13 protein-coding genes are annotated in these 15,440 nt (G+C 74.2%); 2 read left to right on the top strand and 11 right to left on the bottom strand.

The features are described from left to right. Positions 1-50: 50 nt before the first annotated feature. Positions 51-563: a VOC family protein gene (locus tag ACQPXD_RS11505; RefSeq protein WP_432837532.1), complete on the top strand. Its 513-nt coding sequence runs from the start codon at positions 51-53 to the stop codon at positions 561-563. Next, on the top strand, positions 550-1,215 hold the full coding sequence (locus ACQPXD_RS11500; protein ID WP_432837530.1) for a GntR family transcriptional regulator: 666 nt from the start codon (positions 550-552) through the stop codon (positions 1,213-1,215). Before ACQPXD_RS11505 ends, ACQPXD_RS11500 begins: the two co-directional genes overlap by 14 nt. Here the strand turns inward: ACQPXD_RS11500 and ACQPXD_RS11495 are convergent. The 11 genes from ACQPXD_RS11495 to ACQPXD_RS11445 all read right to left on the bottom strand — a co-directional run bounded on the left by ACQPXD_RS11495 (position 1,190) and on the right by ACQPXD_RS11445 (position 15,343). After that, on the bottom strand, positions 1,190-2,566 hold the full coding sequence (locus ACQPXD_RS11495; protein WP_432837528.1) for an NADP-dependent succinic semialdehyde dehydrogenase: 1,377 nt from the start codon (positions 2,564-2,566) through the stop codon (positions 1,190-1,192). The two genes, ACQPXD_RS11500 and ACQPXD_RS11495, sit on opposite strands and share 26 nt — an antisense overlap. Beyond that, positions 2,566-3,915 (bottom strand): M24 family metallopeptidase, encoded by a 1,350-nt coding sequence (locus tag ACQPXD_RS11490; RefSeq protein ID WP_432837526.1) that lies wholly within the window; start codon positions 3,913-3,915, stop codon positions 2,566-2,568. The genes ACQPXD_RS11495 and ACQPXD_RS11490 overlap by 1 nt, the downstream gene beginning before the upstream one ends. A 19-nt stretch (positions 3,916-3,934) precedes the next feature. After that, positions 3,935-5,374, bottom strand: coding sequence for an amidohydrolase family protein (locus ACQPXD_RS11485; RefSeq protein ID WP_432837524.1), 1,440 nt, complete (start codon positions 5,372-5,374; stop codon positions 3,935-3,937). Continuing rightward, a complete protein-coding gene (locus ACQPXD_RS11480) occupies positions 5,371-6,465 on the bottom strand; it encodes a zinc-dependent alcohol dehydrogenase (protein WP_432837522.1) in 1,095 nt (364 codons plus the stop codon). Before ACQPXD_RS11480 ends, ACQPXD_RS11485 begins: the two co-directional genes overlap by 4 nt. Then, positions 6,462-7,343, bottom strand: coding sequence for an NAD(P)-dependent oxidoreductase (locus ACQPXD_RS11475; RefSeq protein WP_432837520.1), 882 nt, complete (start codon positions 7,341-7,343; stop codon positions 6,462-6,464). Before ACQPXD_RS11475 ends, ACQPXD_RS11480 begins: the two co-directional genes overlap by 4 nt. Then, entirely contained in the window at positions 7,336-8,277 is a 942-nt protein-coding gene (locus tag ACQPXD_RS11470) for a cupin domain-containing protein (protein WP_432837518.1), read from the bottom strand. The genes ACQPXD_RS11475 and ACQPXD_RS11470 overlap by 8 nt, the downstream gene beginning before the upstream one ends. Before the next feature lie 22 nt (positions 8,278-8,299). Further along, positions 8,300-10,792, bottom strand: a complete 2,493-nt coding sequence (locus ACQPXD_RS11465; protein ID WP_432837516.1) for an ATP-binding cassette domain-containing protein — start codon at positions 10,790-10,792, stop codon at positions 8,300-8,302. Next, the gene (locus ACQPXD_RS11460) at positions 10,792-11,958 is read right to left on the bottom strand and encodes a substrate-binding domain-containing protein (protein WP_432837514.1); all 1,167 of its coding nucleotides are present in this window, start codon (positions 11,956-11,958) and stop codon (positions 10,792-10,794) included. The genes ACQPXD_RS11465 and ACQPXD_RS11460 overlap by 1 nt, the downstream gene beginning before the upstream one ends. Positions 11,959-12,053: 95 nt before the next feature. Next, a complete protein-coding gene (locus ACQPXD_RS11455; protein WP_432837512.1) occupies positions 12,054-13,088 on the bottom strand; it encodes an ABC transporter permease in 1,035 nt (344 codons plus the stop codon). Beyond that, a complete protein-coding gene (locus tag ACQPXD_RS11450; RefSeq protein WP_432837510.1) occupies positions 13,085-14,470 on the bottom strand; it encodes an amidohydrolase family protein in 1,386 nt (461 codons plus the stop codon). Before ACQPXD_RS11450 ends, ACQPXD_RS11455 begins: the two co-directional genes overlap by 4 nt. A gap of 156 nt (positions 14,471-14,626) precedes the next feature. Then, a complete protein-coding gene (locus tag ACQPXD_RS11445) occupies positions 14,627-15,343 on the bottom strand; it encodes a helix-turn-helix domain-containing protein (protein WP_432843804.1) in 717 nt (238 codons plus the stop codon). Between the last annotated feature and the right edge of the window lie 97 nt (positions 15,344-15,440).

The following is a 15,440-nucleotide window of genomic DNA, read 5'->3' as shown; positions in this document are numbered from 1 at the left end:
GCCCTGCGAGCCTAGGATTGGCGCAGAAACGGATCCATTTGGAGGTACGCATGGGAACACTGCCGGGGTTGACCGGGGTCGACCACATCGGCTTCACCGTGCCCGACCTGGAGCAGGCGAGGCGGTTCCTGGTGGACGTGCTCGGCTGCGAGTACATGTACTCGCTCGGCCCGTTCCAGCACGACGACGACTGGATGGCCGAGCACCTGGGGGTGGACCCGCGCGCGGTGATGCGGCGGCTGCACTTCTTCCGCTGCGGCGACCGGGCGATCTTCGAGGTGTTCCAGTACGAGGCGCCCGACCAGGACCCGAACCAGCCGCGCAACAGCGACATCGGCGGCCACCACGTCGCCCTGTACGTCGAGGACCTCGACGCCGCCGTCGACTACCTGCGCCGCGGCGGCGTGACCGTGCTCGGCGACCCGACCGCCAGCTCGGGTCCCAGCGCCGGGCAGCGGTGGGTGTACTTTCTGGCACCGTGGGGAATGCAGTTCGAGCTCGTGTCGTATCCGCACGGCAAGGCGTTCGACCGGACCGGTGCGGCGCCGGATGGACGTGACTGACCCGGCCAGCGTGCGGGTGGCCGCGCGGCTGCGCCAGGCCATCCTCGACGGGGAGATCGCGCCCGGCGAGCGGATCCGCCAGGAGGAGATCGCCGAGCGGCTCGGCTCCAGCCGGCTGCCGGTCCGCGAGGCCCTGCGCATGCTCACCGCGGAGGGCCTCACCGAGCTGGAGCCGAACAAGGGCGCCCGGGTGCCCCGGCTGGGCCCCCGCGAGGTCGACGTCGTCTACCAGATGCGCGAGCGGCTGGAGCCCCTCGCTCTCGCCGAGAGCCTCCCCCGGCTCGACGACGCGGCCGTCGCCGAGCTGGAGGGGCTGCAGGAGGCGATCGAGCGGTACACCGACGTGACCGAGTTCCTGCGCCTGGACCGCGAGTTCCACCTGCTGACCTACTCGCGCTGCGACGTCGAGCCCCTGGCGGGCATCGTGGTCCGGCTGTGGAACTCCACCCAGCACTACCGCCGGCTGTTCATGACGCTCACCGGCGACGCCCGCCGCTGGGTCGTCAACGCCGAGCACCGGCTGCTGCTCGACGCCGTGCGCCGCCGTGACGCCGTGGACGCCGGCCGGGTGCTGGAGGGCCACATCCGCCGCACCCGGGTCGAGCTGTCACATCACCCGGAGATCTTCACCGGCCCACCCACACCGCCTTGAGGTTGCAGAACTCGCGGATGCCGGCGGCGGCCAGCTCCCGGCCGTAGCCGCTGGTCTTGATGCCGCCGAAGGGCAGCTCGGGGTACGACACCGTCATGCCGTTGACGGTGACGGCGCCGGACTCCAGCTCGGCGATGCACCGGGCCCGCTCGGCCTCGTCGGTGGTCCACACGACCGCGCCGAGGCCGAAGGCGGTCGCGTTGGCCAGGGCGAGGGCCTCGTCGAGGTCGTCGACCCGGTAGACGGCGGCGATCGGGCCGAACGTCTCCTCGCGGTACAGGCGCATCGAGGCGTCGACGCCGGCCAGCACCGTCGGCGGGTAGAACCAGCCCGGCCCGGCCGGCCGTTCGCCGCCGGTCAGCAGCTTCGCGCCCTTGGCCACCGCGTCGGCGACCAGCTCCTCCAGCTCCGCCCGGCCCTGTTCGGTGGCGATCGGCCCGACGTCGGTGCCCGGGCCGGCCGGGTCGCCGACCCGCAGCGCCGCCATGCCCCGGGTGAAGGCGTCGAGGAACTCGTCGTAGACGCCAGCGTGCACGATGAACCGCTTGGCGGCGATGCACGACTGCCCGTTGTTCTGGCACCGCGCGGTGACCGCGGTGGCCGCCGCCCGGGAGACGTCGGCGCTGGGCAGGACCAGGAACGGGTCGGAGCCGCCGAGCTCCAGGACGGTCTTCTTCAGCGCGTCGCCGGCGATGCGGGCCACCGACCGGCCGGCCGCCTCGCTGCCGGTGAGCGTGGCCGCGGCGACCCGGTCGTCGCGCAGCACCCGCTCGACGCCGGCCGAGCCGATCAGCAGCGTGCCGAACGCGCCGGGCGGGAACCCGGCCCGCTCGAAGAGCGCGCCGAGGTACAGGGCGGTCTGCGGCACGTTCGACGCGTGCTTGAGCAGCCCGGCGTTGCCCGCCATCAGGGCCGGCGCGGCGAAGCGCAGCACCTGCCAGACCGGGAAGTTCCACGGCATGACCGCGAGCACCACGCCCAGCGGCTGGTAGACCGACCAGGCCGCGGCGGCACCGACCCCGGCGGCGTCGGCCGGCTCGGGGGCCAGCATCGCCTCGGCGTGCTCGGCGTAGAACCGGCAGCCGCGGGCCGACTTGCGCACCTCCGCCTCGGCGGCGGCGAGCGTCTTGCCCATCTCCCGGGTCAGCGTCGCCGCGAGCGCCGGCGCGTCGGCCTCCAGCAGGTCGGCCGCCGCCCGCATCCAGGCGGCGCGCTCGGCGAAGCCCGTGCGGCGCAGGGCGGCGGCCGCCCCCGCGGCGGCGGCCAGCGCGGCCTCGACCTCGCCTTCCGTCATCGGCGCGAAGGTGCGCTCGACCACGCCGGTGGCCGGGTTCAGCGTCGCGATCGCCATCAGCCCTCCGCCCCGTCGCGGTTGTTGATGTGCGACTGGGCGTGGCGCTGCAGCGGCAGCGGGCCGGCCGTGGTGTAGTAGCGCTGCCCGGCGACCAGCAGTTGCTCGGCCGGGAACTTGGTGATGACCTCGGCGCCGTCGGCGGTCACGACGATCTCCTCCTCGATGCGGGCGGCGCCCACGCCGTCGGCCGACGGCCAGTAGGTCTCCAGCGCGAACACCATGCCCTCCTCCAGCACCTCCGGGTGATCCAGCGACACCAGCCGGCTGAAGATGGGCTTCTCCCAGATCGACAGGCCCACGCCGTGGCCGTACTGCAGCGCGAAGGCGGCCTCCTCGTCGGCGAAGCCGAACTCCTGCGCGGCCGGCCACACGCTCACGATGTCGGCCGTGGTCGCGCCCGGCTTCACCAGCTCGATCGCCCGGTCCATATACTCGCGGCAGCGCCGGTAGGCGTCCACCTGCGCGCGCGATGCGCTGCCCACCGCGAAGGTGCGGTAGTAGCAGGTGCGGTACCCCATGAAGCTGTGCAGGATGTCGAAGAACGCCGGGTCGCCGGGGCGGATGAGCCGGTCGCTGAACACGTGGGGGTGCGGCGAGCACCGCTCGCCCGAGATCGCGTTGACCCCCTCGACGTGCTCGGATCCCAGGTCGAACAGGCGCCGGGCGACCAGGCCGACGGTCTCGTTCTCCCGCACCCCCGGGCGCAGGAAGCCGTAGAGCTCGTCGTAGGCCGCGTCCACCATGGACGCCGCCGTGGTCAGCAGCGTGATCTCGTCGGGCGTCTTGATCCGCCGAGCTTCGAGGAACACCTGCTGCCCGTCGACGACCTCCAGGCCCTTGGCCCGCAACGCCTGCAGGATCGGCATCTCCACCACGTCCACGCCGACCGGCGCGGTGTGCAGGCCGTAGCGCTCCAGCTCCTCGTAGATCTTCTGGGCGACCGACTCGGCCACGCCCGCGTCGGGGTGGAACGCGCCGCGCAGCACCGAGATGCCGGCCCGCGCGCCGCTCGTGCCGCGGGCGCCCTCGGCGACCCCGTCGCCGGTGCGGTAATCCAGCCACGGCGCGTAGAGCTGGTGGTGGCGGGCGGCCGAGCCGAAGTCCCACAGCACCGGCTCGCCGCCGCGCGGCAGCAGCGCGAACCGGATCAGCTTGTCCATCGCCCAGGTGCCGATGTGCGTGGCGGTCATGTACCGGATGTTGTGGAAGTCGAAGGTGAGCAGCGCGCCCACCTCCGACTCCGCCAGCCGGTGCTTCAGCCTCGCCAGCCGCTCCCGGCGCAGCCGGTCGGGGTCGACCCGGCTCTCCCAGTCCACGACGTTCATGCCGAAGGTGGCGGTACCCATGGTTGTCTCGCTTCCTGTGTTACTTCGCGTCCCGGCCGTCGACGGCCGAATACGTGTAGGGGTTGTCGATGCGCTCGCCGACCGGCAGCGGCGGCGCCATCGCCTCGTGCCACGCCTCGTCGCCCATGGTCGAGCGGAAGAACTCCACGGTGCGCTCGACGTCGTCGTGGACCGCGCCGAGGTCGACGCCGCGCAGGCGGTGGGCGTGCTTGACCACCCGGCCGTCGACGAGCACCGTGTGCACGTCGCCGCGGCCGGCCTGGAAGACCAGGTGCCCGTAGGGATGCAGGATCGGGCGCATGGCCGGCGACCGGTCGTTCTTCACCAGCACCAGGTCGGCCTTCTTGCCGGGCCGGATGCTGCCGAGGTCGGCCTCGCGGCCGATGGCCCGCGCGCCGCCGAGGGTGGCCCACCGCACCACGTCCTCGGCGCGGGCCTCGTTGGCGGTCACCGTGCTGCCCGCGCGGTGCGCCTCGAGGTGGCAGCGGGCCCGGTCGGCGTTGAGCGTGGCCCGCATCGCGGCGAACATGTCGCCGCTCCACCAGACGCTGGTGTCCTGCGACAGCGACACCGGGATGTCGTAGCGGCGCAGCAGGAACGTGGGCGGGTAGCCCTGCCCGGCGTTCATCTCGCTCTCCGTGGCCACCGAGGCGGTGCCGCCGCTGGCCGCGATCTTCTGGTACGACTCCTCCGACAGCGTCGAGCAGTGCACGTAGGTGACCGTCTCGTCCATGAACCCGGCGTCCCACATCTGCCGGATGCCGACGTCGTTGGTGGCCTGCCACACCCCCGCGTGCGTGGTCACCCGCAGCCCCAGCTCCCGGGCCGCCGCGAAGGCGGCGCGCTCCGGGAACGCCGGGTCGCTGGTGACGTCGAAGGCCAGTTGCAGCGCCAGCCGGTCGGTGTCGCCGGCCGCGCGGCGGGCCACGAACGCCCGGAACGCCGGATCGTTGGCCCACTCCCACGGCCCGCCGAGCAGGTTGCCGCAGGCGAGCACGAACCGGCCGCCCGCGGCGAGCAGGGCGTCGGCCGCCGCCTCGGCGTGCTCGACCGTGCGCAGGCCGTGCGACCAGTCGACGGTGGTGGTGACCCCGGCGTCCACCGACTCCACGCCGGACAGCAGGTTGCCGGCGTAGATGTCGCGCGGGCGGGTGTAGCGGCCCCACTTGAGGTAGTAGAAGGTGAAGTACTCGCTGAGCGTCCAGTCGGCGCCCAGGCCGCGCAGGTTGGCCTGCCACATGTGCCGGTGGGTGTCGATCATGCCCGGCATCAGGATGCCGTCGCGGCCGTCGATCTCGACGGTGCCCTCGGGCACGGCGAGCCCGGTGCCGACGGCCGCGATGCGGTCGCCGACGACGAGCACGTCGCCGTCGGCGATCACGCCCGCCTCGTCGACGGTCACGACCGTGGCGTGCCGGAACACCAGCGCCGGCGCGCCGTCGAACTCGTTCGTCGTCATCGGGACTCCTTGCCGGTGCGGCGGTGGTCCGCCGGGCGGGCCTCGACCGCGGCGGGATCGAAGAGGACCTTGGTGGGGCGCGGCGTCCCCGGCGGGGCGGGCGTGAGCCCCTCCCCCACCAGCCGCGCCAGCGGGTGGACGGTCGGGGCGATGTCGTCCCAGGACGGACGGGCGGCGAGCGCGTCCAGGGCCGCCGGCAGGTCGCTCGCGCACGCGTGCGCCACGGTGCCGACGACGTCGACCTCCTGCAGGGTCCAGCGGGCCGCCGGCACGGCCGGGGCCGCGTGCTGGATGCCGACGAGCACGAGGCGGCCGCCCGGCGGGGTCGCGTCCGCGGCGGCGTCGAGGCCCGTGGCCCGACCGGTGACCTCGAAGACCGCGTCGGCGCGTTGCCCGGCGTCGGCGAGGACCCGCGCGGGCGCGTCCGTGCGGGCGTCGATCACCCGCTCGGCGCCGAGCGCGCGGGCCAGGCCGAGGCGCCGCGGGTCGACGTCCGCGGCCCAGACGCGCAGCCCGGCGGCCGCGCACGCGTAGGTCAGGAACGCGCCGATGCCGCCGACGCCCACGACGATCGCGAGGTCGCCGGGGCCGGCCCCGCCGCGCCGCCGGGCGTGCACGGCCACCGCCATCGGCTGGGCGAGCGCGGCGGTGTCCGGGCCGAGCCGGCGGTCGCCGACGCCGACGCAGATGGCGGCGGGCGCGGTGACGTACCCGGCCAGCCCGCCGTCGCGGTGGAAGCCGATGGTGTGATAGCCCGCGCACAGGTTGGTCCGGCCGAGCCGGCACATGCGGCAGTCGCCGCAGCTGATGCCGGCGCCGCAGGCGACCAGCTCGCCGGCCCGGGCCGGGTCGACGCCGGCGCCCACCTCGACGATCTCGCCGGCGAACTCGTGGCCGAGGGTCACCGGCGCCAGCGCGCGCCGCCCGTCGCCGCGGATCAGGGTCGGCGCGTGGAGGTACTCGGCGGCGTCGCTGCCGCACACGCCGGCCGCGCGGACCCGCACCAGCACCTCGCCGGGCGCCGGTGCGGGCCGCTCCCGCTCCTCCAGGCGCACGTCCCCCACGCCGTGGTACACGGCCGCCGTCATCATCGGGGCAACCCCGCCGACTCGGCCTGCATCGTGTACAGCGCCAGCAGATCGAGCTCGCCCAGTCCGCGGCCGACCGCGGCCTGGATCAGCTGGTGCGTCAGGCCGGCGACGGCCATCGGGACCTCGTGCTCCCGCGCGGCGGCGAGCCCGAGGTCGAAGTCCTTGCGCAGCAACGTGTTGGTGAACGTCGGCGTCCAGTCCCCCGCGGCGAGCGCCGGCGCCCGGCCGCGCACCCACGCGGAGCCGACCACGGTCTCGCCGATGAACCGCAGGAACGCCGCCCGGTCGGCGCCGCTCTTCTCGGCCAGCACGGTCACCTCGGCCAGCGCCTGGACCATCACGCCCAGGTACAGGTTGTGGCACAGCTTCACCAGCCGGCTCTGCTCGCCGTCGCCGACCCGCACCGCGAGCTTGCCGATCCGCCGCAGCAGCGGCTCGGCGAGCGCGAACTGATCCGGCGGGGCGGAGGCGACGAAGCACGCCTCGCCGGCGGCCACCACCGACGGGTTGCCGCTGACCGGGGCGGCCACGAAGCCGGCCCCGGCCGCGGCGGCGAGCGAGCGCGCCCGCGCCGACGCCGCCTCCGAGACGGTCGAGCAGTCGACCACCACCCGCAGCCCGGCCGGCCGGGCCAGCAGGCCGTCCGGCCCGCCCAGCACGGCCAGCAGGTCGTCGGAGGCGGAGACCACCACGAAAACCACCGGACAGGCGGCCAGATCGGCGGCCGATCCGGCGGCCGTCGCGCCCTCGGCCACCAGCGGCCCGGCCTTTTCCGGCGTGCGGTTCCAGACGGTCAGCGCCTCGCCCGCGGCGAGCAGCCGGCGCCCGATCGCGGTGCCCATCCGGCCGGTGCCGAGCAGGCCGACCGGCTCACGCATCGCCGGCCACCTTCGCGGGCTCGACCCGGGTGCCGACGCACAGCCGGTCGCCGAGGTACTCCCAGTCGCGGCTGAACCGGTAGGAGTGCTGGGCCGGCGGCTGCGGCGCCTGCGTCTCGATCCACTGGGTCTTGCCCTCGGTGCGGTTGTAGAACGCGTGCTCGCAGCCGGAGCCGGTCCACAGCACGTCGCCCGGGCGCATGACGAACTGCCGGCCCTCGACGACCGCCTCGGTCTCGCCCTCGGTGAAGACGTACGCCTCCTCGAACGGGTGGTCGTGCGGGTGCGCCGCCGCGGTGGGCTGGTACTCGACCATGAACATGGTGTGCAGCTGGGCGCTGACGCGCTGGTCGGCGAGCATCCGGATGCCGATGCCGCTGTAGGCGAGCATCGCCGTCGCCATGCTCGCCGACACCTCCGGCGCGGCCGGGTCGCTGCCGTGGGCCAGCCGCCGCAGGTCCATCGAGTTCTCGTCGAAGCGGAAGAAGTGCCGGTTGCGCGGGTCGCGCAGGTCGACCGGCTGCGCCTGCCCCGCGACGAGGTCGTCGGGCAGGAAGAAGGTGTCCCGGCGGCGGTTGTCGAGCAGCAGCCGGACCGGCGCCGACATCTCCAGCCATCGGGCGCCGGCGCCGCCGGTGGTGAGCTGATGCGCCACCGCGACCGGCACCACCGCGCAGTCGTTGCGGCGCAGCGTGAGCGTCTGGCCCAGCATGGTCAGGATCAGCTCGCCGCCGAGGATCCACAGGCTCTTCTCGTAGGAGTGCACGGTCGCGCCGACGCGGCCGCCGGCGTCCAGCGCGGCGGCGCTCATCGTCATGTGGTGCGAGCCGAACTGGCGGCCGATGAAGTCCTGCCGGCGGAACCCGGTGCTGTGCCCGCGATAGTCGTCCGGTGTCGCGGCGAGCGCGTCGTCGATCCGGGTGACGTGGTACATGAATGCGCCTTTCGGTAGAGAGCTACGCGGCGGTGAGGGCCACCACGGCGCGGCGGCGGCGCAGCAACGGGATGCCGGCCGCGGCGACGACAAGGACGCCCTGAATCCAGTACTGCCAGGCCAGGCTGACCGACAGGAAGCTCAGCGAGCTGGTGATGGTCTGCAGGAACAGCGCCGTGACCAGGGTCGCCAGCGCCGATCCGGAACCGCCGAAGATGCTCGCCCCGCCCAGCACCACGACCGTCACCGAGGCCAGCGTGAGGGCCTGGCCGACCGAGGCGTCGCCGACGCCGGTCTGCGCGTAGAGCGCCACCCCGCCGCCGGCCGCCAGCGCGCCGGCGACCAGGTAGGACAGCAGCCGGGCGGGGACGGTCGCGACGCCCATCCGGGCCGCGGACACCGGATCCGAGCCGGTCGCCCGCAGCGCCCGGCCCGCCCGGGCCCGGCGCACGAGCACGTGCCCGCCGACCCCGACCAGGACGACGACGGCGAACACGACCGGCACCCCGCCGACCGTGGTGCCCAGCGCGGCCAGCAGCGTGTCGCCGGCCTGCCCGCCCGGCAGCGGCCGCAGCAGCTGCGCCACGCCGAGCACGCCGATCGAGGTGATCAGCGTCGCCACCACCGCCGGCAGGCCGACCCGGGTGACCAGCACGCCGTTGACCAGCCCGACCAGCGCCCCGGCCGCGGCCGCGGCCAGCACGCCCACGGCGAACAGCGCCGGCGGGCCGCCGCCGAAGAACGACGCGGTGACCACCGACAGCGCGACCACCGAGCCGACCGACAGGTCGATCCCGCCGGTCATCACCACCAGCAGCTGCCCCAGGCTGACCATGGCCAGCGACGCGGTCGCGAGCAGCAATTGCCCGACGTTCAGCGCGCCGAGGAACGCCGGTGAGTTCCCGGCGGTGACCCCACCGACCAGCACGGTGAGCGCCAGCATCAGCACCGCGTTGGTCTCGCCGCCCAGCGGCCGCCGGCGCCGGGCCCGGTGGACGGAGGCCGCTGGAGCGGCCACCGTCCGCTCGGTGGCGAGCACCGCCGCGCCGGTGATGTCCCGCTCGGACAGGGTGGCGGCGGCCAGCTCGGCCTGGATGCGGCCGCGGGAGAAGACGAGCACCCGGTCGCAGAGCCCCTCCAGCTCGACCGCGTCGGTGGACAGCACGATCACCGCCGTGCCGTGGCCGGCCAGGTCCCGCAGCACGCGGTAGATCTCCAGCCGGGCGCCGGCGTCGACGCCCTGGGTCGGGTCCTCGACCAGCAGCACCGTGGGGTGGCCGAGGCTGGCCCGGGCCAGCAGCACCTTCTGCTGGTTGCCGCCGGAGAGGGTACCGACCGGTGTCTCCAGGCTCGCCGCCTTCACCCGCAGCCCGCCGACCGCGGACGACACGAGGGCCCGCTCCTTGCCCGCCAGGAGCAGGGTGCGCAGCAGCGACACCCGCGACAGGGAGAGCGCGGCGACGTTCTCCCGCACGCTCAGGTCGCCGAACACGGCCTCCCGCAGCCGCTCCCCGGACAGGAACGCGATGCCGTGGCGGGCCGCGGCCGCCGGGCCGGACAGCGACACCGCCCGGCCGGCGAGCGTGACCCGGCCGTGGGAGCGGACCAGCCCGGCCAGCGCGCGCAGCGCCTGGCGCTGCCCGTTGCCCTCCACGCCGGCGAAGCCGACGATCTCGCCGGCCGACACCCGGACGCCGACGTCGTGGAAGCCGGTGCCGGAGAGCGCCTCGACGGCCAGGACAACGGGCGCGGCGCTCAGGTCGGGCTTGCCGGGGAACGTGGTGTCCAGGGACCGGCCGACGATCATCTCGACGATCTGCTCGTCGGTGTGGTCGCCGACCGCTCCCCCGCCGACCACCCGCCCGTCGCGCATCACCGTCATGGTCTGCGCGATCTCGCGGATCTCGGGGATCCGGTGGGTGATGTAGACGACGGCGGTACCGCGCTCGACCAGCTCCCGGATCCGCTCGAACAGCCACGCCGTCTCGTCCGGGCCGAGGGCCTCGGTCGGCTCGTCGAGGACCAGCACCTTCGGGTCGGTGGCCAGCGCCGCGGCGATCTCGACCAGGTGCGCCTCGCGCCCGGTCAGCTCGCCGACCGGCAGGCCGGGGTCGATGTCCAGGCCGAGCCCGCGCAGGTGGGCGCCGGTCCACGCGGCCGCCGCGCCGACCTTGGGGCGCACCTGCTCGGGCAGCAGCACCAGCATCGACTCGGCGACGGTCAGGCTGCGGGCCAGCGCCGGCGTCTGGTACACCAGCGCCAGGCCGTGCTCGCGGGCGACGGCGGGCGTCATGGCCGGGTAGTCGCGGCCCAGGATCGTGATCCGCCCCTCGTCCGGGGTGACCGAGCCGGCCGCCACGCCGACGAGCGTGGACTTGCCGGCGCCGTTCTCGCCGAGGACGGCGTGGACCCGGCCCGGCCACACGGTCAGGTCCACCCCGTCCAGGGCGCGCACGCCCGGGTACTGCTTGACGATCCCGGTCAGCGCGAGCGCCGGCGATGCCGCGGTACCCATCAGCCGGTGAACAGCGCGCCGAGCTGGGCGCCGCTGAGCTGGGAGGACGGCGGCGCGTCGTTGGGCACGCCGGACTTGCAGGCCTTGGCCGGCGCGAGCGCGCCCTGGCCGGTGCCGGTCGAGTCCTCGTAGAGGTCCAGCTGCAGCAGCGACGGCTCGGCGTCGGCCTTGCCGTTGGCGACGGCGACGCCCTTGCGCAGCCCGACCCGGCCGATCCAGGTCCGCGAGGACACCGTCGCCAGCTCGTAGCCGCTGTGCTTCGCCTTCAGCGCGTCGAACCCGCAGCTGAGCTCGTTGTCGTCGGTGGTCGCGATCGGCACCAGCGGCCGTCCGGCGCTCTCGAAGGCGCGGATGGCGCCCGCGACGGAGGCGCCGTAGTCGCCGATGACGCCGTCGATCTGGGGGTACTTCGCGAGCAGCCCGCTCATCGCCTGCTGCTCCATCGCCGGGTCCCAGTTCGTGGTCACCGGCTCCTCGGTCAGCAGTTTCACCTGCGGCGCGCCGGCGAGGACCTTCTTGATGCCGGCCAGCTCGGCGGCGGAGACGGCGTTGCCGGCCGGGCCGCCCAGCAGCACGATGTTGCCGCCCTTCGGGCCGAGCCGGGCGACCATCCACCGGGCCCACACCTCGCCGGAGTATTCGGTGTCCCAGTCGACGTAGTCGAAGTAGTCCGCGCCCGCCTTGCCGGTCGGGTCGGAGGCGATCGGGATGACCGTGACGCCGGCCTTGGCCGCCGCGCGCAGCGCCGACAGGTGCGAGGCGCCCGGGCCGGCGTCGGGGATCACCAGCAGCACGTTGACGCCCTTGCTGGTGAGGCTGGTGATGCCGGCCAGGGTGGCCTGCAGGTCGCCGCGGCCGGCGACGTACTCGACGCCGGTGACGGCCGGGCACTTCTTCGCCTCGTCCTCGACCTCGGCCCGCACGATCTTGGACCACGAGTTGGTGCCGAAGCCGTCGACGAGGCCGACCTTGATCGGTTTGGTACCGCAGACCGAGTCCATCGCGACCAGGGCCGAGACGGGGCCGGAGTTGCCGACGGCGACCTGGGCGGCGGCGCTCGGGTCGCCGCCGGCGGCGGGCCCGGTCTTGTTGGTGGTGGAGCAGCCGGCGGCCGCGAGGAGTGCGGCGGTGCCGGCGGCGAGCGCGGCACGTCTGAATGCGGACATGGAAACTCCAAGGGGGGTGTTTTCGGGCAGTGTTTTCGGGCAGGGGCTGACGGCGGTGCGGCAGGGGGCCGGACCGCGGAGCAGAGTTGCGAGGATCAGGTGGGGTTGCGGCGGACCGCGCGGCGCCGCAGCCGGGCGGCGAGGTTGAGCTGCACGACGATCCCGACGCCGATGATCACGGCCTGCACGATGTTCTGCACGGCGGTGGTCTGGGTGTAGGTCTGCACGAGCTGGTTGAGCTGGCCGAGGAACAGCGCGCCGAGCGCGGTGCCGGTCAGGCTGCCCCGGCCGCCGCTCAGCGCGGTGCCGCCGAGCACGACGGCGGCCACCGACGGCAGCAGGTAGGCGTCGCCGGCGGTCAGCGTCGTGGTGCGCAGGAAGCCGGCGAGCAGGACCCCGGTGCCGCCGGCGAGCACCGCGGACAGTGCGTAGGCCGAGACGATGTACCGGCGGGTGCCGATGCCCGCGGCGTGCGCGGCCCGCGGGTTGGCGCCGACGAGCTCGAACCGCCGGCCGACCACGGTGGTCTTCAGCGCCAGCTGCGCCAGCGCGATCACGGCGACGGCCACCAGGACGAGGTTGGGCACGCCGGCGGTGCGGCCGACCGCGAAGTCGGTGAGGACCGGCGGGGCCTGCGCGCTGTAGCCGCCGGAGAGGTACTGCACCAGACCGATCAGCAGCGCGTTGACGGCGATCGTCACGACCAGCGGCGGCAGCCCGAAGGCGGTGATGACCAGGCCGCTGACCAGCCCGGCGAGCAGCGCGGCGGCCAGCGCGAGGGTCACCGCGAGCGCGGCGCCGAGGTGGTGCGGGCCGCCGTACTTCGCCACGATCAGCGCGCCGAGCGAGATGCCGCCGGCGACCGAGAGGTCCAGCCCGGCCTGCTGCACGACGAGGGTCTGCCCGGCGGCGACGATCGCGGTGAGCGCGGCGAAGGGCAGCATCGCCAGCAGCGCGGTGCGCCCGACGCTAGCGTCGGACAGCGCCGCGCTCACCGCGAACAGCACCACCACCGCGGCCGCCGCCCGGGTGGTCGGCCAGCCGAGCAGGCGGCGGCCGACCGGGTCGGTCGGGCGCACCGACGGTGCGTCCGACGAGGCGTCGGGGCGGGCCAGTCCGAGCACGCTCACGCCAGGTTCAGCTTCGGCTCGGGCTGCCAGCGGCCGCCGATCGCGGCGCCCTCCAGGGAGCCGATGACGTGGTCGCGGGACGCCTCGGCGAGCGAGCGCAGCCGGTCCAGGTCGACGCCGACGAGCCGGCCGTCGCGCTTGACGAACCGCCCGGCGACGAGCACGTCGCGGACCAGCCCGGGGTGGGCGCTGTAGACGATGGTGCCGAACGGGTTGTTGATCGGCGTGGTGGCGAGCGTGTCGTTGGACAGGATGACGATGTCGGCCGCCTTGCCGACCTCCAGCGAGCCGGTGACGTGGCCGAGCCCGTTGGCCCGGGCGCCCTCGATCGTGGCGAAGCGCAGCACATCCTCGCAGCTGAGCTTGACCCGGTCGGGGGCTTCGCCGGCCTCGACCGCCGCGCTGTTGTCGGTGGCCCGCTGCACGGCCAGGGTGGTGCGCATGGTGGTGAACATGTCGCCGCCGATCGAGCTGCACACGTCGACCGACAGCGACGGGGTGATGCCCACCGCGAGCAGCCGGCCGGTCGCGGGCCAGCCGTGGCCCATCTGCATCTCGACGTCCGGGGCGATCGAGGCGCTGCCGCCGCTGTCGGCGATCAGCTTCAGCTCGTCCTCGGCGATCGTGTTGCAGTGCACGTAGGTCGTGGTGGGCGCGAGCAGGCCGGCCGCGTCGAGCTGGTGGATCGGCTTGGTCTTGCCCCAGTGCCCGTCGCCGACGTGCACGGAGACGCGCAGGCCGAGCTCCCGGGCGAGCAGGAAGTCGCCGGTGGTGACCTCCATCGTGGAGAACTGCGGGCCGCGCAGGGCGACGGCCAGGGTGACCAGGCCGTCGTCGGAGGCGAAGCGGCCGGCGCGCAGCCGGCGCACGTCGTCGCCCGGGTGCGGCACCGGCGAGGGCATCACGCCGCCCCACTGGTTGGCGCCGCCGCCGTGGGCGAACACCGCCCGCAGGCCGGCCTCCTGCAGCGCGTCGGCCGCGGCGTCGGCGTGCTGCGGGGTGAACAGGTTGTGCGACCAGTCCAGCAGCGTGGTGATGCCCGCGTCGAGCGCCTCCAGCGCGCCGACGAGGTTGCCCGCGTAGGTGTCCTCGGGGCGGAAGTAGCGGCTCAGGCCCGCGTGCAGGCCGACGAGGTACTGGTCGAGGGTCCAGTCCGAGGCGATGTTGCGCACGACGGACTGCCAGGTGTGCCGGTGGGTGTCGACCAGGCCGGGCATCACGATCCGCCCGCTCACGTCGATCCGCTCCGCGTCGGTGACCGCGAGGTCGCGGCCGATCGCCGCGATCCGGCCGTCGCGGATCAGAACGTCACCGGGCCACAGCACGTCGTGCCGGCCGGCGCAGGTGACGACGATGCCGCCGGCGAGAAGCAGGTTGGTCATGTGAGGCTGAACCTCCTCAGACGGCGCCAGGGGTGTCGGTTGCCGGTCCGTCGCTGGCGGTGGACGCGGGACCGGTGGCACCAATCATGGGAGGCAGGTCACACCATGTCAAGTCTCACTTGACACTCGTTGACCTGCGTTTATCAACGTGAATGCCTACGGGCGGCGCCGGCCCTCGGTGCGGGGCCGGCCCATGGCGACGACGTTGGGCAGGTGCTGGGCCAGCCGCTCGGCCGCCAGCACGTCCGGCGCGGCCGCCGCGCGGTGGCTCAGCACGAGCCACACCGCGCGCATGTCGACGCTGCCGTTGTTCTCCAGCAGGTGCGGGCGCGAGGAGTCGAAGGTGATGCTGTCCCCCGCATACAGCGTGACCTCCTCGAAGGCCACCTTGCAGGTCAGCTCGCCCTGCATGACGTGGGCGCACTCCAGGCCGTTGTGCCGCTGGTAGCGACCGGAGTCGCTGGAGCAGGCCCCCGGCGGGTAGGTGACGAGCATGAACTCCACGCCGTCCTCGTCGTTGTGGCCGATCTGCTCCCACACGACGCCGCTCTCCATCTCGATGCGGCGCCGGTTGTGCGCCCGCACCACGGTCAGCTCGGAGCCCGGCGGCGCCGGGTCGCGCCCGGCCGGGCCGGCGGGCGCACCGGGCGCCTCGGCCGGGAAGGGCCTGATCGACGTGCCGGAGAAGAGCTCGTCCATCGACATGTCCAGGGCCTCGACCACGGCGTAGAGCGTGGGGATCGAGGATCGGGAGCGACCGGTCTCCAGCAGCGACAGCATGCTGGCCGAGACGCCCACCTTCTCGGCGAGCGCGCGCAGGGACATCCCTCGGGCCTGGCGCGCGGCGCGGATCCGGCTACCGACGGCGTCCATCTCGCTCACGTTCAATGCCCCTTCACAACATGTCGCCCAAACGTCAAGGCCAGCTTACGCGCCGCCACGGTTCGTCCGGCGGTCGCCTGCCAGCCTG

It is taken from the genome of Dactylosporangium sp. CA-092794, from assembly GCF_050948465.1.
Classification (GTDB): Bacteria; Actinomycetota; Actinomycetes; order Mycobacteriales; family Micromonosporaceae; genus Dactylosporangium.
This window is presented reverse-complemented; position numbering and strand designations above follow the sequence as displayed.

Excerpts from the sequence above, each read along its gene's own strand:
- ACQPXD_RS11505 (WP_432837532.1), top strand. The coding sequence starts at position 51 with ATGGGAACACTGCCGGGGTTGACCGGGGTCGACCACATCGGCTTCACC.
- ACQPXD_RS11500 (WP_432837530.1), top strand. The coding sequence starts at position 550 with ATGGACGTGACTGACCCGGCCAGCGTGCGGGTGGCCGCGCGGCTGCGC.
- ACQPXD_RS11495 (WP_432837528.1), bottom strand. The coding sequence starts at position 2,566 with ATGGCGATCGCGACGCTGAACCCGGCCACCGGCGTGGTCGAGCGCACC.
- ACQPXD_RS11490 (WP_432837526.1), bottom strand. The coding sequence starts at position 3,915 with ATGGGTACCGCCACCTTCGGCATGAACGTCGTGGACTGGGAGAGCCGG.
- ACQPXD_RS11485 (WP_432837524.1), bottom strand. The coding sequence starts at position 5,374 with ATGACGACGAACGAGTTCGACGGCGCGCCGGCGCTGGTGTTCCGGCAC.
- ACQPXD_RS11480 (WP_432837522.1), bottom strand. The coding sequence starts at position 6,465 with ATGATGACGGCGGCCGTGTACCACGGCGTGGGGGACGTGCGCCTGGAG.
- ACQPXD_RS11475 (WP_432837520.1), bottom strand. The coding sequence starts at position 7,343 with ATGCGTGAGCCGGTCGGCCTGCTCGGCACCGGCCGGATGGGCACCGCG.
- ACQPXD_RS11470 (WP_432837518.1), bottom strand. The coding sequence starts at position 8,277 with ATGTACCACGTCACCCGGATCGACGACGCGCTCGCCGCGACACCGGAC.
- ACQPXD_RS11465 (WP_432837516.1), bottom strand. The coding sequence starts at position 10,792 with ATGGGTACCGCGGCATCGCCGGCGCTCGCGCTGACCGGGATCGTCAAG.
- ACQPXD_RS11460 (WP_432837514.1), bottom strand. The coding sequence starts at position 11,958 with ATGTCCGCATTCAGACGTGCCGCGCTCGCCGCCGGCACCGCCGCACTC.
- ACQPXD_RS11450 (WP_432837510.1), bottom strand. The coding sequence starts at position 14,470 with ATGACCAACCTGCTTCTCGCCGGCGGCATCGTCGTCACCTGCGCCGGC.
- ACQPXD_RS11445 (WP_432843804.1), bottom strand. The coding sequence starts at position 15,343 with ATGGACGCCGTCGGTAGCCGGATCCGCGCCGCGCGCCAGGCCCGAGGG.